The organism is Acinetobacter radioresistens DSM 6976 = NBRC 102413 = CIP 103788 (genome assembly GCF_006757745.1).
GTDB lineage: Bacteria > Pseudomonadota > Gammaproteobacteria > Pseudomonadales > Moraxellaceae > Acinetobacter > Acinetobacter radioresistens.
In genome coordinates this window covers 1,238,909-1,259,676 of sequence record NZ_AP019740.1, presented here as the reverse complement: position 1 = coordinate 1,259,676, position 20,768 = coordinate 1,238,909, and the positions used below count along the sequence as shown (strand labels likewise).

The 20,768-nt window shown below is 42.4% G+C and carries 18 protein-coding genes; 8 read left to right on the top strand and 10 right to left on the bottom strand.

Annotated elements, in window-relative coordinates; translation table 11 throughout:
- Nucleotides 1-44: 44 nt before the first annotated feature.
- The 3 genes from argC to rpiA form a co-directional block, all read right to left on the bottom strand.
- A complete protein-coding gene (gene argC, locus ACRAD_RS05800) occupies nt 45-1,100 on the bottom strand; it encodes an N-acetyl-gamma-glutamyl-phosphate reductase (RefSeq protein ID WP_171057111.1) in 1,056 nt (351 codons plus the stop codon).
- Between the two features lie 80 nt (nt 1,101-1,180).
- On the bottom strand, nt 1,181-1,855 hold the full coding sequence (locus tag ACRAD_RS05795; RefSeq protein WP_005025659.1) for a YgjP family zinc-dependent metalloprotease: 675 nt from the start codon (nt 1,853-1,855) through the stop codon (nt 1,181-1,183).
- Nucleotides 1,855-2,526, bottom strand: a complete 672-nt coding sequence (rpiA, locus tag ACRAD_RS05790; RefSeq protein ID WP_005025657.1) for a ribose-5-phosphate isomerase RpiA — start codon at nt 2,524-2,526, stop codon at nt 1,855-1,857. Before rpiA ends, ACRAD_RS05795 begins: the two co-directional genes overlap by 1 nt.
- A 105-nt stretch (nt 2,527-2,631) precedes the next feature.
- On the opposite strand from rpiA, the gene ilvA reads away from it, so the two are divergent.
- From ilvA to ACRAD_RS05775, 3 genes are all read left to right on the top strand, one after another.
- Nucleotides 2,632-4,170, top strand: coding sequence for a threonine ammonia-lyase, biosynthetic (gene ilvA / locus ACRAD_RS05785; protein ID WP_005014641.1), 1,539 nt, complete (start codon nt 2,632-2,634; stop codon nt 4,168-4,170).
- Nucleotides 4,171-4,416: 246 nt separating this feature from the next.
- Nucleotides 4,417-5,067 carry a potassium channel family protein gene (locus ACRAD_RS05780; protein ID WP_005014642.1) on the top strand — a complete coding sequence of 217 codons (651 nt, stop codon included), beginning with the start codon at nt 4,417-4,419 and terminating at the stop codon, nt 5,065-5,067.
- A gap of 1 nt (nt 5,068) precedes the next feature.
- On the top strand, nt 5,069-6,415 hold the full coding sequence (locus ACRAD_RS05775; RefSeq protein WP_005014643.1) for a TrkH family potassium uptake protein: 1,347 nt from the start codon (nt 5,069-5,071) through the stop codon (nt 6,413-6,415).
- A gap of 43 nt (nt 6,416-6,458) precedes the next feature.
- On the opposite strand, the gene ACRAD_RS05770 is transcribed toward ACRAD_RS05775, so the two are convergent.
- Entirely contained in the window at nt 6,459-7,532 is a 1,074-nt protein-coding gene (locus ACRAD_RS05770) for a phospholipase A (protein ID WP_005025655.1), read from the bottom strand.
- 25 nt (nt 7,533-7,557) lie between these two features.
- Complete coding sequence (locus ACRAD_RS05765; RefSeq protein WP_005025653.1) at nt 7,558-10,497, bottom strand: insulinase family protein; 2,940 nt, start codon at nt 10,495-10,497, stop codon at nt 7,558-7,560.
- A 346-nt stretch (nt 10,498-10,843) separates the two neighbouring features.
- Here ACRAD_RS05765 and ACRAD_RS05760 point away from each other — a divergent pair, with 346 nt between their 5' ends.
- Genes ACRAD_RS05760 through ACRAD_RS05750 form a run of 3 tightly spaced genes read left to right on the top strand, consistent with a single transcriptional unit; the run spans nt 10,844 to nt 12,799 of the window.
- A complete protein-coding gene (locus ACRAD_RS05760) occupies nt 10,844-11,848 on the top strand; it encodes an adenosine kinase (protein WP_005025651.1) in 1,005 nt (334 codons plus the stop codon).
- A 16-nt stretch (nt 11,849-11,864) separates the two neighbouring features.
- Nucleotides 11,865-12,173, top strand: a complete 309-nt coding sequence (locus ACRAD_RS05755; protein ID WP_171054425.1) for a Rieske (2Fe-2S) protein — start codon at nt 11,865-11,867, stop codon at nt 12,171-12,173.
- 14 nt (nt 12,174-12,187) lie between these two features.
- Nucleotides 12,188-12,799, top strand: a complete 612-nt coding sequence (locus ACRAD_RS05750; protein ID WP_005014650.1) for an OB-fold-containig protein — start codon at nt 12,188-12,190, stop codon at nt 12,797-12,799.
- A gap of 65 nt (nt 12,800-12,864) precedes the next feature.
- Here ACRAD_RS05750 and ACRAD_RS05745 read toward each other — a convergent pair whose 3' ends face one another.
- The 3 genes from ACRAD_RS05745 to ACRAD_RS05735 all read right to left on the bottom strand — a co-directional run bounded on the left by ACRAD_RS05745 (nt 12,865) and on the right by ACRAD_RS05735 (nt 16,882).
- A complete protein-coding gene (locus ACRAD_RS05745; protein WP_005025648.1) occupies nt 12,865-14,094 on the bottom strand; it encodes a CaiB/BaiF CoA transferase family protein in 1,230 nt (409 codons plus the stop codon).
- A 37-nt stretch (nt 14,095-14,131) separates the two neighbouring features.
- Complete coding sequence (locus tag ACRAD_RS05740; protein WP_005025647.1) at nt 14,132-15,445, bottom strand: MFS transporter; 1,314 nt, start codon at nt 15,443-15,445, stop codon at nt 14,132-14,134.
- Nucleotides 15,446-15,658: 213 nt separating this feature from the next.
- The gene (locus tag ACRAD_RS05735) at nt 15,659-16,882 is read right to left on the bottom strand and encodes an acyl-CoA dehydrogenase (protein ID WP_005025646.1); all 1,224 of its coding nucleotides are present in this window, start codon (nt 16,880-16,882) and stop codon (nt 15,659-15,661) included.
- A 228-nt stretch (nt 16,883-17,110) separates the two neighbouring features.
- On the opposite strand from ACRAD_RS05735, the gene ACRAD_RS05730 reads away from it, so the two are divergent.
- The gene (locus ACRAD_RS05730) at nt 17,111-18,046 is read left to right on the top strand and encodes a LysR substrate-binding domain-containing protein (RefSeq protein ID WP_005025645.1); all 936 of its coding nucleotides are present in this window, start codon (nt 17,111-17,113) and stop codon (nt 18,044-18,046) included.
- Between the two features lie 14 nt (nt 18,047-18,060).
- Here the strand turns inward: ACRAD_RS05730 and ACRAD_RS05725 are convergent, their stop codons facing one another.
- Entirely contained in the window at nt 18,061-18,387 is a 327-nt protein-coding gene (locus ACRAD_RS05725) for a hypothetical protein (RefSeq protein ID WP_016801507.1), read from the bottom strand.
- Nucleotides 18,388-18,674: 287 nt separating this feature from the next.
- Between ACRAD_RS05725 and ACRAD_RS05720 the strand changes: the two genes are divergently transcribed.
- Nucleotides 18,675-19,577: a LysR family transcriptional regulator gene (locus tag ACRAD_RS05720; protein ID WP_005014656.1), complete on the top strand. Its 903-nt coding sequence runs from the start codon at nt 18,675-18,677 to the stop codon at nt 19,575-19,577.
- Between the two features lie 385 nt (nt 19,578-19,962).
- Here ACRAD_RS05720 and map read toward each other — a convergent pair whose 3' ends face one another.
- On the bottom strand, nt 19,963-20,757 hold the full coding sequence (gene map, locus ACRAD_RS05715) for a type I methionyl aminopeptidase (protein WP_005014658.1): 795 nt from the start codon (nt 20,755-20,757) through the stop codon (nt 19,963-19,965).
- Between the last annotated feature and the right edge of the window lie 11 nt (nt 20,758-20,768).

The window sequence follows — 20,768 nt, the reverse complement described above, 5'->3', positions numbered from 1 at the left end:
ATTTAAATCTAAAAATAAATATGTGTGAAGTTCAAAAGCGTTTTTTATGGTAATAAGCCAATACCGGTCAGACCAGCATTTTCAGCAAAACCAAACATTAGGTTCATATTTTGTACCGCTTGACCCGCTGCACCTTTAACAAGATTGTCCTGAACCACTAAAATAACCAGTTTTGTTGGCTGTGGCTTATACAGGGCAATACGTAACTGGTTGGCACCACGTACACTACGAGTTTCAGGTGAGCTACTGGATGGCATTACATCAACAAACTGTTCATCGGCATAAAAGATTTCATAAAGTGACTGTAGATCAGTATTTTGTCCCTGTTCAGTTAAATCAACATAAATAGTACTGAACATACCGCGAATCATCGGTACCAGATGTGGAATAAACAGAATCTGGTCAAATACACCGCTCTGGCCAGAAATGTTCTCTAACGCCTCTACTATCTCTGGATGATGACGGTGACCGGCAACACCATAAGCTTTAAAATTATCGGCATTTTCGCTGTAAATCATGCCAAGACTGGCTTTACGACCCGCCCCTGAAACGCCAGACTTAGCATCAATAATAATACTGGCTGGTTTAACCAGCTCTTGTTCAGATTTAAATAGTGGCGCCAGACCAAGTTGAACCGTAGTTGGATAACAGCCCGGATTTCCTACTACCTTAGCCTGCTTGATTTTTTCACGGTTAAGTTCGGTTAAACCGTAAACTGATTCAGTCAATATATCCGGACAGCTATGTTCCAGACCATACCATTTCTCGAACTGCTGTAAGTTCTGTAAACGGAAGTCAGCTGCCAGATCAATCACTTTGGTATTAGCAGCAACCAGCTCGGCAGCGTGCTTCATGGCAACACCGTGCGGTGTGGCAAAAAACACCACGTCACAATGTTTCAGGACATTCATATCCAAGTCTGAAAACTGGAGATCGGTATAGCCGCGCAGACTTAGGAACATGTCATCTACACGCTTGCCTGCTTCTGTACGTGAGGTGAGTACACTGACTTGAACATCGGGATGCCGTAATAAAAGACGTAGCAATTCAACGCCTGTATAACCTGTACCACCCACAATTCCGACAGAAATCACTCTTATTTCCTCAAGGTTTACCTAAACCCGGCTAGTATGGCAGTTCATCTCATTTTCTACAATGTGCAACTGCATCAGATCACAGTCTATATATACCACCAGCCAGGTAACTTATAACTCTTAAGCTGCTGGCGGTGCACCAGATAATCTGGATCATGCCGCGCCACTTCTGCCCAAAACAGAGGACTATGATTAAAATGCCGGGTATGTGCCAGTTCATGAATACACAAGTAGCACACCAGTTGCTCTGGCATTAATATCGCGCCTGCATGCAGCATAATATCATGTACACTGCTGCAACTCCCCCACCGGGTCTTGGGCTGGCGAATACTGCATGTTTTATACGGCAACCCAATTTCCTGACTTATGGATTCGAGATAATCAGGTAGCAGCTGCTTTGCCTGATCTATTACACAGGCTTTTAAGCTATGTTCAGGGTGATTCTGATTAATAAGAATCTGCTGCTCTATATTTAAAATAAAAGAGTTTTTTTGCGCACATTGCTTTATTGCAAGCTCAGCAGGGCAATTAAAAAATTTTATAGACTCTGGAATAGAAAACAGATCTGGTATCTGGCTCTGCTGTTTATGCCATGTCTCTAACAACCAGTTCTCTGCCTGAGATAAAAACTGTTCTATCTGTTTCTTAGTACAACGCAGAGGTACAGTGAGCCGCACCCCTTGTGGTTCGACACGCAAGCGCAAACGCTTTGCTGTTGCATGCCGAACAATTCTGATTTCAGGTAATTCAGCCTGCTGCATTAAATGGCTGTACGCTCTTCAATGCCATTATTGGTGGCCACAATTGCAATATCAGCTTTGTTGATCGCAAATATACCGTTGGTTACCACTCCAGGAATATTATTGATGGTTTTTTCAAGTTCGAGTGCGTTCAAGATATTCAGATTATAGATATCCAGAATCACATTACCATTATCTGTAATCACCCCTTCACGATATACCGGATCGCCACCCAGACTTACCAGTTTACGCGCTACTGCAGAACGTGCCATAGGAATGACTTCTACAGGCAAAGGAAAATCACGGCCCAGCTGTTCTACCCACTTCGAGTCATCTACAATACAAACAAATTTCTTGGCAATTGAAGCAACAATCTTTTCACGAGTCAGTGCTGCACCGCCCCCTTTAATCATATGCATATGACGGTCGATTTCATCTGCACCATCGACGTAGGCATCCAGACCGCCAACATGGTTCATGTCAACCACTTCAATGCCCAGTTTTTTCAGTCGCTCTGCTGTTGCATTAGAACTGGCCACTGCTGCTTCAAGTTGCAGCTCTGGCAATAACTCGATCAGGAAATTAACCGTGCTCCCTGTGCCTACGCCCAAAATACCGCCTCGAGGCAAATGTTTTAGCGCCGCTTTGGCAGCTGCCTGTTTTTTTTCATCTTGGGTGGTATACAGACTCATGACTTCACTCAACTATTTTTAGCAAATTGGCCAATTAAACGGCGCAAATGTACAGGGGTTTGTTACAATAAGCCCCTATTTTAAACTGTTAGATGGAAGATTAACATGCTGTCTCGTTTGGTTCGACAAATTTTACAAGCAACGGTTTATGATGTTGCAATCGAAACCCCACTCGAAGCAGCGCCACGAATTAGTGAAAAACTAAACAACAATATTCGCTTTAAACGTGAAGACTTACAGCCAGTTTTTTCATTTAAGCTGCGCGGTGCTTATAACCGCATTAGCCAATTACCCAAAACTCAGCTAGAACGTGGCGTAATTACAGCTTCAGCAGGTAACCATGCCCAAGGTGTTGCCCTGTCTGGAAAGAAACTGGGAATTCGTGCCATTATTGTTATGCCAAAAACCACACCAGATATTAAAATTCAGGCTGTAAAACGCCTTGGTGGTGAAGTGGTTCTGCACGGCGATTCTTTTGATATTGCCAACAAATATGCAATTCAACGTGCATCAGAAGAAGGTATGACTTTTATCCCGCCTTATGACGATGAACTGGTTATGGCCGGACAAGGGACCATCGCCAATGAAATTTTGCGCCAGTGGCGTGATGTAGAATATGTATTTGTTGCAGTAGGTGGCGGTGGCCTGATAGCAGGTATAGCTGCCTATTTAGGTGATGTTGCGCCACATGTAAAAGTGATTCCTGTCGAATATGATGAATCAGCCTGTTTAAAGGCAGCCCTAGAATCTGGTGAGCGTGTAATTTTGCCATCGGTAGGCCTGTTTGCAGATGGTACAGCCGTAGCACAGATTGGTGAAAAGCCTTTTGAAGTAATCCGCTTGCAGAAATCTGATAATTCGGGCCCGATTGTTGAGCCTGAGGTTGTTCTGGTAAATACAGACGAAATTTGTGCAGCAATTAAAGAAACATTTGATGAAAACCGCAGTATTGTCGAACCTTCGGGTGCAATGGCATTGGCAGGTATTAAAAAGTATATTGAACAGCATAAACTGACTGGTAAAAATATTGTGTCTATTGTTTGCGGTGCAAACATGAACTTTGACCGATTACGCTATATCGCTGAACGTACAGAACTGGGGGAACGTCGTGAAGCAATCTATGCTGTAACCATTCCTGAACAGAAAGGTGCCTTTTTACAATTTTGCCGAACCCTGCAAGGTCGTAATATTACTGAATTTAACTACCGCGCCAGTGAAAGTGACTCGGCACAGGTTTTTGTGGGCATCAGTTTAAAAGGTGGTGAAGCAGAACGCCATGAAATCCATAACCTGCTAAAAGAAAGTTACGAGGTGGATGACCTGTCCGATGATGAAGTTGCCAAGCTGCACATCCGCTATTTGATTGGTGGCCATGCCAATATTGAAAATGAGCGCCTGTTCCGGGTAGAGTTTCCGGAACGTCCAGGTGCCCTGCTGACGTTCCTTGAACGCCTTGGCCCGACTCATAATATTACCCTGTTCCACTACCGCAACCATGGCGCAGCTGAAGGACGGGTCCTGGTGGGTATGGAGGCGACAGATGCCAAGCAGAATCCGGACGGAATAATTGAAACCTTGAAAACAATCACTTATCCGTATGAGGAAATAACTCATAATATTGGCTATAAGCGTTTTCTTAAATAGTTTTTGGTAAATAGAAGCCGGCCTAGAGCCGGTTTTTTATTTTATATCATTTTATTTAAGCCTACCCGTTTGGGGTTTTAATACACTTTAAAATTTTCTTTTTTATTAAGGTAATACCCTGTATTTTTTGTAACACAGCAACCTCAAAACAATTAAAACTAAAGTGATATTATCACGCTGTATAATAGATTAAGCTTTGTACTCTTTACAGTGCAGACTTTAGAAGAAAGATAGCAGGTTTTCTGAATGGCTTTATTTACCGTAATTGGTCTGGGTAGCTTTGGAGCTACTGTCGCTACCGAACTTACCCGCCTCAAGCATGACGTGATTGGTATAGATCTGGTTAAACGTCACGTTGAAAATATTGGTGACCAGTTATCACATGCAGTGATTGCGGATGCGACTGATGAACATGTGCTCGAAGAGCTTAATATTCAGGATTGTGATGCTGTCGTAGTGGCAATTGGTGAGGATATTGAAGCCAGTATTTTATGTGTTCTACACCTGAAAAACATGGGGGTAAACAAGATCTGGGTGAAAGCCAAGACCAAGGCACATCATATGATTCTGAGTCATTTAGGCATCGACAAGATCATTCACCCTGAAGAAGATATGGGGGTCAGGGTCGCCCAAGCTTTAAATTATCCTATGGTCAGCCGTTACATGGCACTTGAGGATGATCATTTTATAGTTCGGATCAATATTGAAAATAAACTTGAAGGTGTGCATCTGTTTGGCCTGATTAACCAGGTCGCAAAAGTTCATCTGCTGCTTTTAAAGCGCGGCAAAGAAATTTTTTATGAGCCTGCTCCAGATTTCACTTTAAAGTATGGGGATATTTTAATCATAGAAGGCTCTCTGGAGCAGCTCCAAAGACTTTCAATGCGTTTTCTCTAACATGCATTTTCCTAATTTTAGACATCTCACACAACGAACTGTTAACCTGAGCCCTCCTACACTTCTGGCTTTAGGATTTTTAAGTTTCATTCTGGTTGGAACCCTGTTGTTGCGCCTGCCTATCTCTCACCACGGCCATTTGAGCTGGATGGATGCATTATTTACTGCTACATCGGCAGTCACGATTACTGGTTTATCCACCATCAGTGTTCATGACTCTCTAACAGGTTTTGGCCAGACAGTACTCTTGCTCCTTATTCAGAGCGGGGGCCTAGGTTTTATGACCTTTGCCATTCTGGCAGCACTGAGCCTTTCTCCTAAAGTACGTCTCAGACAGCAGATGATGGCACAAACTGCTACCGGACAAACCAATCTGTCCAAAGTCACTTTTGTAGCCAAAGGCGTTTTTTTCTATACTTTATTTTTTGAGCTCATCGGCACAGTTATATTAACGGTATTATTTACGCCTGAATACGGCTTTCCAACTAGCCTGCATTATGCAATTTTTTACAGTATTTCTTCATTTAACAATGCCGGTTTTTCTATTTTTGGCGATAGCCTGATGAGCTTTGAAGGGCAATATCTGGTTTACTTGGTTATTAGCCTGCTCTATATCATTGGGGGAATCGGTTTTATTGTACTCATGGATATAAAACGCTCCAAAAGCTGGAGCAAACTTAGCGCCAACAGCAAGTTGGTATTGAGTTCCATTGCCATTATCAATCTGTTGGCTTTTATAGTGATCTGGATGTTAGAAGCAACCAATTATCAGACGCTCGGTCAGCTAAATCTGGGTGAACAGGCTGTACATGCTTGGTTTCAGGCCACTGCGCCACGTTCCTCTGGCCTAAATACCATTGATACAGGTTCAATGACGAGTACTTCGACGTTAGTGGTGATGCTATTGATGTTTATTGGAGGTGGCTCTCTCAGCACGGCGGGTGGTATTAAAGTAGGTACATTTGTAGTCTTACTGCTCAGCGTAATTTCTTTCTTGCGCCGTAATGAGGAAGTCCGTGCTTTTAACCATTCAATCTCACAGGAAACCACAGTGAAGGCACTGGCCGTCGCCATGATTACCTGCATTTTAATCTTTGGAGGATTTTTCCTGATTCTTCTGCTGGAACCCCGGCAAAACTTTTTGGATCTGCTATTCGAAATTGTCTCTGCTGCATGTACTGTAGGTTTATCGCGCGGGATTACCAGTGAACTGAGTCCTGGCAGCTTAATGATCCTTATTTTCCTGATGTATGCCGGACGGCTTGGTCCTTTAACATTAGCATATCTGATTGCAACTCCAAAGAAGAGCCGGCTTAAGCACCCGCCAACCGATATCCAGATCGGTTAAATTAAAAAAACCACTCTTGAGAGTGGTTTTTTACAGTAGGGCTCTAGTACCAGTTCATGAGTGAAACACCCAGACCCACATAGGTAGCACGGTGATTATAATCAATCAAGCTCTCGCCATAACCATCAAACAATTGAAAATGTCCACGCAATTTGCCGCTAATCGGGAATGCCCAGTCAAATTGGGCAGCACCATGTGAGTCATCGCCTCCTTTTAAAGAGTGCCGCAACATCAAAGAGAAATCGTGATCTTTCCAGCGATAGAAGGCCGTTAAATCTCCACGGCCGATGTAGTCATCAATATCTGCATTGTTGTCATCACTTGCATTTTCCTCAATACGGTACCAAGGTCGCAGCATAAGAGCAAAATTTTCACGCTCAAGCCCGACATTCATAATGATACGGTTCCAGCTACGCGATAAAGGATCTGCACGGCCGTTAGACTGGTGATTAAAAGTCAAACCCAGTAACCGGCCGTTTAAACCTAGCAAATTATAATTCGTGCGGAACATCAGGCTGACTTCAGGTTCATAATTAGTTTCCCGAAACGGACGGGATTCATCTTCGTTATATACCTGCCAGCGTGACGACTGGGTATAACCTAACCATAGGTCGCCATTATCACCAAATATATTTTCTGCCGCTTTGGTTTTAAAGGAAATCTGGAACTTGGCTTCAATTGACTTAAGGTCCTGTGCATCTTCTGCAGAGACTGTATTTTCAGGATTTGGACTCGAAGGTGTTTCATTTTTATCGCTGGTCCAATAAGCTGGCAGCAAATAGACTGGCTGGTGCGCACGAATATTCCATGTACCGAGCTTGCTTTCTGGAGAAAGCTCCCAACGGCGGTCCAGCAATGAAACATTCGGATCAATTTTTGGATCTTCTACTGCTTTGCGTTGAGCCACCACTAAAGGTTTTTCTGCTTCGGGTACCACAAACAATGCATCATAACAGGCCAGACGATCTGCATTGGAAGCAAGTCCTACACATGCTTGTGCACTCGCAGGTTTAGCCGCCGCAGGATCTTCCGCATGGCTTGTAGACACCACCACCACGCCAAGTATCGCAAGGATACCCAGCTGAAGTGAGGGCCGTTCAAAGGCTTTGAACGACATTTTATTCTCCAGTTTTCAGTTTTATTTATTTGACTTGTTTAATTTCAAAACCGAGTTGTACTAATTCATCACGCTTTGCAAATGGTGCAACCACCGCTCTAACCGGTTTCTGACCGGTCAGATAAATATTTACAACCCGTTTCAGATCATCAAAAGTAGTCTGTAATATACGCTGACGCAAGATTTTTCTAAAGGCTGGCGTACGTTCATGCAGTAATGCATAACATGCTGTAATAGCTTCACCCGCTGGAGAACCCGGCTTATCCATACTGGCAACCAAACCAAGAATAGCCTCTTCTAACTGGTGTGGTTTTTGTTCAGCATTAAATAACCAGTTCAAGCTTGAATCAAAGTCGTTGAAAGTTTCTGCGAGACGTGGATCGCGATAACTATAGAAACGGAAACTGCAAGCATTACCATCATAGCTGGCTCCTCCACCATAAGCCCCACCTTTTTCACGAATAGCGCTATGCAAAAAGCCGTTACGCAAGTATGCAGCCAATACCATTAGCGGTGCAGCATCTGGGTGGGAGACTTCAACAGCCTGATAAGCTGAGGCACAGAACTGAACATTAGACTGGATTAACCAGGCTTCATCCGCGTTATTATCTTCGAATTTAACCTGAGTCAGCTCAGCTTGAGTTTGATCTACAGCCAGTTTATTCCATACGTCCTGGATTTCTTCCAACAAGCGTTCAGTCTGGTGTTCTTCACACACCAGCAAAAACTGTTTAGGAGCCTGTAACAGTTTGCGATGAATTAACTTCAACTCATCAATAAGGCGATGATACTCTGCCTCATCTTTTTCAATCTTGCTGACCAGATCTGTCATCCAGTTGAGCGCACCCAGTCCTGTCGTATGGTAATCACGACGAGCCAGTGCACTCATGTTACGTGACGCTGTTTGCATCGCATAACTATGTCCTGAGCCGGAAATCCGTGAATGCCAACGGGTTTTACGCTGTTGCAGAAGTTCTATGATACGGCTTTTTTCATCAAAACGAAGCTGCTCAAAAGCTAGCTTAAGTAGATGGATCGCATCAAATTTATTAACCAGTGACTTAGTGGTTAATGTCAGCCAGGCACTTATACGACCTTTATCATTAACTTTGCTGCGTAATGAAGCACCCATGCCTAACCCACCACTCACTGCAGTTTGCAGCTGTTGCAGTTCAAGATAGCCATACTCTCCTGCACCCACCTCACCCATCAGGACTGACAGCAAGTTAAAGTAAGGTGAATTTATTATCTCGTCAGGAATCTGGATCAGCACCTGCTGATAATAAATACCATTTGTTCCAGCATGGTAAAGATTTAAAGGGGTATCCAGATTATTACAGATAATTTCACGCAGCTGACCCTGTACAATGTGCAGCTCTTCAGGCACATCCTCCAAACCTACTTTAGGTAACAGGTCCAGATCATCTTCCATATTCTGACGTTGCTTCAATGCTTCTGTATTTTCCAGAATCTGTTTACGGTCTGCTTCAGACAATGTCTCAGCGAGTTTAGCCAGACGAGCTTTTTCAGCCTGCTCATCCTTTAGAGACTTTTCAGCATCAGGAACCAGCGTCAGTTGAACACGATGCGGGTTATCAAGCAGATAAGTCTGGATCAGGCTAGACAGCCACATTGGATCTTTTAGTTCTTCTCTTACCTGTTCAATCGCGCTGTCGACATCCCATACATGAATTGGGTCATTGTGATGAATAGCACTACTCAAACCATTCAAGATTAGACTGAGGCCATAAGGTGTACCATCACCACCAATTTCACGCTGATGCAGTTCGATCTGATGCAAAATTGCTTCAATCAGTTTTGACTCTACAGGTTTTGATGCCACTTCCTGCAAGATATTAAGTACGCCTTCTTTAAATGTCTGTGCATGCTCCGGATTAGAACCTTGCACTGCACAATAAAAAGTCATCTCAAAGTTGCTGTCATCTACTCCCATAAACGGGCCTGTAGACTGTGCATATCCACAGGTTTCCAGATAATGCCGTAAGGGTGAAGCCGAGTCTTCCAGTAATATGCCTTCAACCAGACGCATACCTAAACGCAATTTGATGTCACTAGCCTGAGGTAACAACCAGCCCAATACGTGATAAGTTTTATCTGTTAGCTCATCGCCATCTACTGCATAAGTTTCAGTAACCTCTATAGGGGCTGACAGGCGTTTTTCCGGAGTAGAATAGAGTGTTTTTCCAGGTTTAAACTTGTTTAAAGCCAGTGTTTCAAACTGTTCCTGCAACTCATACGCCGAAAGATTACCAAAAGTCATAAAGACTGCATTACTTGGATGATAATGCGACTTATAAAAATCGACTAGCTGCTCATAAGTCAGATCAGGAATGTCTTTAGGATCACCACCTGAATTATAATGATAAGTGGTTTGTGGGAATAAATGTTCTGCCAGCTGATGATACAACTGATCTGAAGGTGAACTCATCGCCCCCTTCATTTCATTAAAAACCACGCCTTTATAGACAGGCTGGTCATCTTCGAGCTCTACCCGAATACCTTCCTGAGCAAAATCCAGAGGATTTAGGTTTGCAGTAAAGGCTGCATCGAGATAAACAGATAACAGGTTCTGAAAATCTTTCTTGTTTTGGGTCGCAAACGGATAGGCTGTCCAGTCTGCCGCTGTAAAAGCATTCATGAAAGTATTTAATGAACGGCGGATCATTAAAAAGAATGGATCACGGACCGGAAATTTTTCTGAGCCACATAAAGCAGTATGCTCCAAAATATGAGCAGTACCTTTTGAATCCATGGGCTGGGTACGAAAAGCTACCAAGAATACGTTTTCATCATAGTCAGTGGCTAGATGGTAATGCACCGCCCCTGTAATCTTGTGTTTGTATTCAGACACTAAAATGTCTAGGGCCTCGACATGGTGTTGACGTACCAACTGAAACGCAGGATGAACAGTTTGATTAATGGTTTCAGTGACATCGACAGTCATGTGATCTCCTCATACTTTTAAAATATTCAATAAATTGCATTATACCTATAGTTTTAGTCACAATTCACGTTTTAAACCTGACTAAAACAATAGATTTTTAATGATGGCATGATCGGTTTTTTCAACCTTGTCTCAAATAAACAGTAGGTTTCAAGATGGCTAGATTCAGTATGGTCCTAATTCCGGTTCAGCTAAAGTAAAATAGTTGCTAACCCTCTATTTCAATAGGGAGGAATTAAAAACGTACCCCCTCTTTCAATAAACATATTGAATTTTATTCATTAATCTATAAGAAACATAAGCATTAAGGTAAACTTGTTTTTTTATATGATAAATGGCGAGAAACATGGCGACTGTTGACCTTTTTGCAATTGGCAATGCATTAATTGACCAAGAATTTAGAGTTACTGATGAATTCCTCACTCAGCAGAATCTGCAAAAAGGTACCATGCAACTGGCCGAAGGTGATGTTCAGTCAGCCTTATATGAGAATCTGAAAGCAACCCAAGTTTATAAAGGTCAGGCAAGCGGTGGCTCAGCAGCCAATACAACGGTGGCATTTAGCGCCCTAGGCGGTAAAGCATTTTATGCCTGTCGTGTAGGTAATGATGAGCTTGGCCTAGTTTATCTTAACGGTTTAAATGCAGCCGATGTAAAAACCAGTGCCAAGTCAATTAGTGATGGTGTAACTGGTACCTGCATGGTACTCATCAGTGAAGATTCTGAACGTACCATGCAAACCTATCTTGGGATTACTGCTGAACTCTCGGAAACCCAGATTGATTTCTCGCCTCTTCAAACTGCAAAGTGGTTATATATTGAGGGTTATCTGTCAACCAGCCCCACTGCACGTGCCGCTGTACGTGAAGCACGTCGTATTGCTCGTACACATGGGGTAAAAATTGCGCTGACTTTATCTGATCCGGCTATGGTGCAGTATGCACGTGAAGGACTGGACGAAATGATTGATGACGGTGTAGACCTGCTATTCTGTAATGAACATGAAGCCATGATGTATACCGGCGCCTCAACTGCAGAGCAGGCCTTAGAAAAATTGAAATTTAAAAGTCGGTATGTTGTTATTACCCGCAGCGCACAGGGTGCAATACTTGCTACAGCCGAACAGCATTTGCAGGTACCAGGTCGTAGCGTAATCGCTGTAGATGCCAATGGCGCAGGTGATGCATTTGCTGGGGCTCTACTTTATGCTATGAATGCAGGTATGGATATAAAAACTGCGGCAGAACTGGCTATTTTAATTTCTAGTGAAGTGGTTGCAAATTTTGGCCCCCGGTTAACTCTGGAGCAATACCGTCAGCTCTTGCAAAAATTTAAAAAGGAAACTGCATAATATGGAAAGAATATGCTTGACTGAAGATATACCAGAACGTGAAGCCCGCAGCTATGAAACGGCTAATGGTGATAATATTTTTATCACCCAGCGCGACGGATGTTTTTATGCTTACCAGAATCTTTGTCCGCATCTGCAAACCGAGCTTGAATTTTTAGAGAACCAGTTTCTCGACCGTGATCAGGAATTCATAGAATGCTCGACTCATGGTGCCTTGTTCCTGGTCGAGACAGGAGAGTGTATTTCTGGTCCTTGTCAGGGTCAGTCGCTTGAGAAAGTTGCCATTAAGGTCCATTCTGACGGCGGCATTTATCTAGAAAATTAATTAAAGGTTCTGTCATGGCTGCGCTGCTGCTTAATTATTATTTGATGCCATTTAATGTCAGTTTATTGGCTTTAGTGTTGCTCAGCATGGCAGAAACTATCGGCATGCAGTTCGGTTTTCGGCCCAGCGATTTACTCAAACGCTTTATACCGGTCTGGATCTCGAACTCCCCCCTCTTCGATGTAAAGTTTTCCAAGGTTCTGATCTTTGTATTTTTGCTTATGAACTTTAGCTTTGCAGGGTATTTTTTGCAGTTCGTTTACTTCGCCAATCAACAGCAGCTGATTTCACCTTTTTATATTATTTTACCTGCTCTGATTATTGCAATTTTCTTTACCATGTTCATGATCCATTGCCTGGATCAGGTGATTAAACCCAAGCTGAACCAAAAAAATACCAGCCTGCTGGGGCGACTGGCAACGATCTCTAGTGGTAGCGCAAGACCAGGCTTCTCAGCCCAGGCCAGAGTCAGAGATGAGTTTGGACAGCTACATTATGTACAGGTTGAGCCAGAATTTGGTGAATTGGAATTTCAGTCACAGGTAATCTTGATTCGGTTTAAAAAATCACATTATATGGCCAAGAAAATTTCCGAATCAAACCGCCTGTTCAATCCGGAATTATAGAGTCTTGATAAACCATTTAAAAAGTAAAATATATATAATTTTTCTACCATTGCATGGTAATAAAATTACAAGTCCAGTCCATCAATGACCTTATTCTCACGCAAAAGCTGTAATTGCTCTTCGGTTTTAAACTCTCGGAGAATCTGGCCAGTATGCTCACCCAGTCGTGGTGGTGCTTGCCAGTATTCTACTGGCGTATCTGATAATTTGATTGGCGAGCCTATAACTCTGAATGCAGGATTAAGCACATGGGGCAGCTTGACCAGCATCTGTCTTGCCTGTACTTGCGGCTCTGCAAATGCCTCTTCTATCGAATTTATCATACCGACTGGTACTTTCACTGCATGGATTCGCTCTACCCAATACTGGGCATTTTCTTGCAGAAAATAATCTGACAGTATACCCACCAGTTCATGCCGGTGTTTTACCCGGCTCTGGTTGGTTAAAAATTCAGAACGCCCTAATAAATCCTTCCGGTAAATAGCGATACATAGTTCCCTGAATTGTCTATCATTTCCACAGGCTACAATAAACTCTTTATCTTTCGCCCTGAAAGTCTGATAGGGAACAATATTTGGATGTGTATTTCCCATACGCTGGGGCGCTTTACCTGAACTCAGGTAATTCATCCCCTGATTCGCCAGACCGGCAATCTGCACATCCAGTAAAGACATATCAATGTATTGTCCCCGTCCAGTGTGCTGACGCGCCAGTAATGCAGCCTGAATCGCAATTGTGGCATATAACCCGGTTTGAAGATCTACCACTGCAACGCCTACCTTCTGTGCACCACCACCTGGTATACTGTCTGGTTCCCCAGTAATACTCATCAGGCCGGCCATACCCTGTATAATAAAATCATAGCCAGGTTCAGCAGCTCGTGGTCCATCCTGACCAAAACCAGTGATTGAACAATATACAAGTTGAGGATTTAAAACCTTAAGGCTGTCATAATCCAGTCCATAACGTACCAGTGAACCTGCCTTATAATTTTCAATTACTACATCGGCTGTTTTAGCCATCTCCCGGATCAGCTCCTGGCCTTCATGAGTGGCCATATCAATAGCGACTGAGTGTTTATTACGGTTTGTACACTGGAAATATCCCGATTCACGAGTTTGTTCTCCGTTTTGATCAAGCATCCAGGGTGGCCCCCACATACGAGTATCATCACCTGTACCTGGTCGTTCAACCTTAATTACTTCTGCTCCCAGATCTGCCAAAATCTGTCCACACCATGGTCCGGCCAGTACACGGCTCAGGTCCAGAACCCTTATTCCCTGCAATGCACCCATGTTTGTCTCCTTATATCAAAGAATTTATGCTTGCCTTTTACTGTTGTTGTGGATCATATTGCCGGTCACGAATAAACAGTCCTGGTAATACGCCTGCAATAAAATAAGCTGCTCCCATGACAATAAATGCCATCGTAAAAGTACCGCCCGAGGCTAAGAAACCGATCGTTGCAGGTGCAATTGCTGCCCCAACACGTCCAATGTTATAGGCACCACCAATGGCTGTACCACGTACATCCGTTGAGAACGACTCCGCCATATAGGTTGCATTGACTCCATACGGAATGCCATAAAGAAAGCCAAAGGTAATAAGCAGGTATAAAATATTATCTGGGGTATTAAAGAAAATAATGACCGGCAGGAAGATTGCACTGGCAATAGTACCGAATACGAAAACTGCCCGACGGTTAAACTTGTCAGCCAAGAAGCCCGCCAGAATTTTCCCAAGAATCATTGCAGTGTAAGAACCCACCATATAGCTGGTCAGGTTTTTAAAATTCATATGAACTTCAGTTTCCAGATAGCTAGGCATCCAGTTATTAATACCGTAATAGCCAAATTGCAGAAAAAATGCTGTCGTCATCCACAGTAAAAACATTTTTCGATGTTTAAAATTTCTAAAAATCTGTTTATAGATACTGCCGCCTTTTGGTGCTGCTTCTTGATCCTGAACTTGAGCAGTTCCCTGTAGCACCGCAATTTTATTGAGTTGCCATGATTTAGGTTCAGGCACGAAACGCTGCAAGAAAATATTGATAAATGCCGGAATAACGGTAATAAAAAATAAAACCCGCCAGCCATGTTCAGGAATAATAGAGCCGGCCAATAAAGTGGCTACGATATAGCCCACGGTTTGCCCGGTCTGTAATGTTCCGAGTACGGTGGTACGGTAAGTTGTTGGCACATACTCAGCCATCAGGGTATTGCAGGCCATATATAATGCGCCTATCCCGAGAGCACCGATAAAACGCAATGCCATAAACTGTTCAAAGGTCTGAGTAAATCCGAGCAAACAGGTAGCAACTGAAAAGAAGGTCACTGAATGAGCAATGGTACGTACCCGACCAAATTTATCACAGGCCCATCCACCTAACACACCACCAACCCCCATACCGGCGAGTGATGCACTACCTAAGGCCCCTGCCTGAAAAGCACTCAGACCAAAATCAGCTCTCAGACTGGTCAAACTGTAAGAGAGCAACATAATATCGATACCATCGACCACCATGGCAAAATAAGTAAATAACAGTGCAAATTTCCAGGTATGCGGTCCTATTTTTTCATAAGTCCCCAGATTAGACGGTAGATTTCCTTTTATAGGCTTGATCGCCACTTGTACTTCATTATTCATTTAATATTCCTCATTTTCTCAAATGAGTCATCGATGTCTTATCTTGTGTTCCATTAAAGACTTTTATTATTTTTCTTTAAGTACTATCCGTGTATGGAATCCTTGCCAAGAGAAGCTCATGATGAATCCTTAAGTCCGTGTCAGGTTCATTTTCAGGCAAAGCTTCGCCATGAAGATGCACTCAGGCATCTTCAGCAAATTTCTTGGAATGGTTTAGTTTGAAAAAGCAGCTATACCAGTTTGGGCACGACCCAAAATCAAGGCATGTACATCATGAGTACCTTCATAGGTGTTTACAACTTCCAGGTTAACCAGATGACGCGCTACCCCAAACTCATCACTGATACCGTTACCACCCAGCATGTCACGTGCCAAACGGGCAATATCAAGCGCCTTACCGCAGTTATTACGCTTAATCAATGAAGTGCCTTCAACTGAAGCAATACCCTCATCTTTCATACGACCAAAACGTAAAGCTACCTGTAAACCAAGGGCAATCTCAGTTTGCATATCTGCCAGTTTTTTCTGGATCAGCTGGTTAGCCGCAAGCGGGCGGCCAAATTGTTTACGGTCCATCGTATACTGATGCGCCGTATGCCAGCAAAATTCAGCAGCTCCCATGGCGCCCCAGGCAATGCCGTAACGGGCACTATTCAGGCAGGTGAATGGTCCACGTAATCCCTGGACTTCTGGAAATGCATTTCCTTCTGGTACGAACACATTATCCATAACAATTTCACCAGTAATCGATGCACGCAAACCTACCTTGCCATGTATCGCCGGTGCAGATAACCCTTCCCAACCTTTTTCCAGAATAAAACCGCGAATTGGGCCAACATTTCCTTCATTAGAAACTTCTTTTGCCCACACAACAAATACATCAGCAATCGGGCTATTGGTAATCCACATTTTTGCGCCTGAGAGTCGATATCCACCTTCTACCTTTTTAGCGCGAGTTGACATGCTGCCCGGGTCAGAACCATGGTCCGGTTCAGTCAGACCAAAACAGCCAATGAATTCACCTGTAGCCAGTTTTGGTAAGTACTTCTGTTTTTGTTCTTCACTGCCAAATTCATTAATTGGCACCATAACCAATGAACTTTGTACACTGGCCATAGAACGGTAGCCTGAATCCACTCGCTCAATCTCACGTGCAATCAGACCGTAACTGACATAATTTAAACCGGCACCACCGTACTGTTCAGGAATAGTTGGCCCGAGTAGTCCTAGCTCACCCATTTCACGAAAAATAGCAGGATCGGTTTTTTCATGACGAAACTGTTCCAGAACACGTGGCATAAGCTTATCTTGGCAATATGCAGCAGCTGTATCGCGAACCATACGTTCTTCTTCATTCAGTTGCTGTTCCAATAAAAACGGATCTTGCCAGTTAAAATGAACTTTAGCTTTTTTTTCAGTGTTGATCATCTGATTCATTGCGTCCTTTGCCTTGCTGAATGTCTTGTATTGATTTCATGCTATTCCTGTTCAGAACAGGCTTCAAACGATAATTTTTCATTCAGATATTCCTTTTATGCATATCTTGTATCATATTATAAGTTTTTTTACATATAAGAAGAGTAATTCCCCTGATAGCTCAAGTCTTGGCAAAAATTACAGACTGGCTAGAAACTTTTATTCTATCTCGCTCTTCGGGAGAATTTTATGCGCAGAATGATTCCTTCATTACAGACACTCATCTGCTTTGAAGCAGCAGCCAAGCATCGTAGTTATACTCATGCTGCACAAGAACTTTCTGTCACGCAGAGTGCAGTTTCACGTCAGATCCAGCAACTTGAAGAATATCTGGATCTTCCATTATTTAACCGGACAAGACATGGGGTTGAGTTAACGCATGCAGGTGAACAGTACTATAAAGATATTCGCACTCATCTACTCAGTCTGGAACAAAGTACTCTGGACCTGATGTCGCATAAAGGCTTAGGCGGAACACTCAAACTAGGGGTTGTACCAACGTTTGCTACACGCTGGCTGGTACCTCGCCTACATCGCTTTAATACTCTTTATCCTGAAATTAATGTACATCTGGAAACCAGCACCAAACCATTTTTATTTAGTGACCATATTTTTGATGCTGCTATTTATGCAGGAACCGAAACACAGGTACAAAACTGGCCAGGTACACAAGCGCATTACCTGATGCATGAAGATGTAGTTGCAGTATGTTCACCAGACCTGATTTACCGGAATTTCCCAGAACTCAAACCTGTATCCGGCCCATTTCAAGGCACACTTTCCGTCAAGCAAATCGCCAGCCTGCCCCTGTTGCAACAGACAACCCGGCCATACATCTGGAAAGAATGGTTTGAAGTTGCCGGAGCAGATTATCCTTATGCTATGGAAGGTCAGCGGCATGAACTGTTTTCAATGCTGGCTGTAGCGGCGTCTCATCATATGGGCGTTGCGTTAATTCCACAGATGCTACTAGAAAAAGAATTCGGTTCGGGTGAGCTGGTTATTGCTTCTGATATTAAACTCAAAGGTGCCCGATCCTATTATTTTGTATATTCCCAGCAGCAGCCTAACCCATTAATTCATAAATTTATTCAATGGCTTAAACAGGAAACCCTATCAGGTTAAACCTTTAGCTTTATTTAAACCACTTGAGATAAACCAATATAACGATAAAGCCCTTCTACACCAAGATCAGCTTTATAAACGATTAAATCAGGCCAGTCCGTAGCAGTAATTTCCTGAAAGATATTCATTTCTGGGTCCTCATGAATTATATCTACTGTTCGAGACATTTTGGCTTCAAAATAATCAGCAATAAACTCAAAGCCCAAATCCATCGCTATAAATAAAGTGTGTTGACAAGGCTGTATATATTGTTCCTGCTGCCAGTCAATAATATGCTGCTGGCAATAAGGGCAGCTAACATTCTGCATCGGGTCATCAAGTTGAATTAATTGATAGGTCATTGCGTTCATCAGGTGTGTGTTTTAACTATTGTAAAAGATTTTAAAGAACAATATATAGAGGGCATCAAGAGGATAGCGATACAAATAGTAGAATTTTATTATGTGTTTAAAATAAAGAAATTTAATTTGATAACAGATAGCTTAATAAGCTCCTTTAAATTAACTATTTAGATATAACTTAAAATGGCAGTGAACCTGCAATTTAAAATAGAACTCTTGAAGTAAATCCGCTATAAAATACAGCTGGCTACAACGATATCTTTTCATAATCTTTAACGGAAATCTGCATGCTGACTGATCTGGATGATTTTTACTGCTTTGCCTTAGTTGTTGAGCATGGAGGTTTTAGTGCAGCTGAGCGTGCAACTGATATTCCCAAATCCAAACTCAGCCGGCGAGTATATAATCTGGAAGAACGTCTTGGCGTGCGCCTTATTCAACGAAGCTCGCGACATTTTGCTGTCACTGATATTGGTATGGATATCTATCAGCATGCACAGGACATGATGAATGCAGCACAGGCTGCCCATGATCTGATAGATCATTTAAGCAGTAAACCGCGTGGAGTAATTAAAGTCAGTTTACCGGTCAGTATAGCCCAAAATGAAATTGCGAAGATTCTACCCGACTTTCTAAAACAGTATCCAGAGATCAAGGTTCAGCTTAGTGTCACCAATCGCCGCATTGATGTGATTAATGAAGGGATTGATGTTGCTCTAAGGGTACGTTTTAATCTGGACAATGACCCTAATCTAATTATTCGCCAGTTTCAACGAATTGAACAGCATTTGGTTGCCAGTCAGGCTTACCTCAACGAATATGGCAATTTAACTCATCCTGACCAGTTAGCAGAACATAGAATACTGAGCATGATTGATGATCACCTGGACCAGCAGCTCACCCTGCATGACCGGGAAAATAAATCGCGAAAATTTAAAATTAATCCTGTCGTCATGGGTTCAGACCTGATGATGCTGGCACAACTGGCACGTCAGGGCTGCGGTATCGCTTTACTCCCCGACAGTGTAACTGCTGATCTGGTTAGACACGGAGAACTTGTTCGCGTTCTTCCTGACTGGAACACACCCCATGGAGTTTTCCATGCTGTTTACCCATCACGTCGTGGTCAGCTTCCTTCAGTCAGGGTTTTTATTGAGTATTTGGTTGAGCATTTATACAAAGCCCATTAACTAACTATTCGTGAGCTCAATAAACTCAAAAGACAAAATTTCTGTTATGCGTCGTCCAGCTGAATATTGAAATAAATTTTATGGATAAAAAAAAGCTTACCCTGTAGAAAGGTAAGCTTATAAAAACGAACAACTAAAAAGAAACTACAGCGATAGAATCTAAAAACAATAATATACAAATAACCAATTAAAAACAAATACATAAAACATCTTAAAAGTTACTTATTTTCTATCAATTGTTATATTTATGTTGTTGTATATATAATATATTTTTAAAAAATTACAAATAGATACAATACTAATTCAAATAAATAGATAAAAATTTATGGAAATTTTTATCTAAATTTCCATAAAATTAAACTGTTTGATTACTTTTTAAACAAAATTAAATTTTGGGATATGAACCTGTCCCTTCTGGCCATGGTGTTAAGAGTTCAAATCCATTATCAGTTACCGCCACCATATGTTCCCACTGCGCAGAAAGCGACCTATCACTTGTAATCACAGTCCAGCCATCATTCAATTCTTTGACACGTGCCTTACCTGCATTCACCATAGGCTCAATGGTAAACACCATACCTTTACGCAGTATCAACCCTTGTCCAGGTTGACCATAGTGCAGTACATTAGGTTGCTCATGATAAGTTTTTCCAATTCCATGACCGCAATACTCACGTACGATGGTATAGCCCTCGCGCTGGGCAACTTTTTGAATCGCATAGCCAATATCACCCAATGTGGCACCGGGTCTGACTGTATGAATTCCTGCTACCATTGCTTCATAGGTTGTTTCTACCAAATGTTTAGCTTGAGGGCTGACTTGCCCTACATAATACATTCGGCTGGTATCTCCATAGTAGCCATCTTTAATTACTGCTACATCAATATTGATAATATCGCCATCTTTTAAAATAGTCCGCGCTGAAGGAATACCATGACAGACCACTTCATTTGGTGAAATACAGGTGGTCTTAGTAAAACCATGATAGCCCACATTTGCAGGAATGACTTTTAGAGTATTTACGATATAGTCATAGCAAATATCATCAAGATATTCGGTAGAAACGCCTGGCTTGACATACTGCTCTATCATTTCCAAAACTTGTGCAGCCAAACGCCCGGATATACGTAATTTTTCAATATCCTGTTCTGTCTTGATAGTTACAGCTGAAGCTCTCATTGACCTATCCT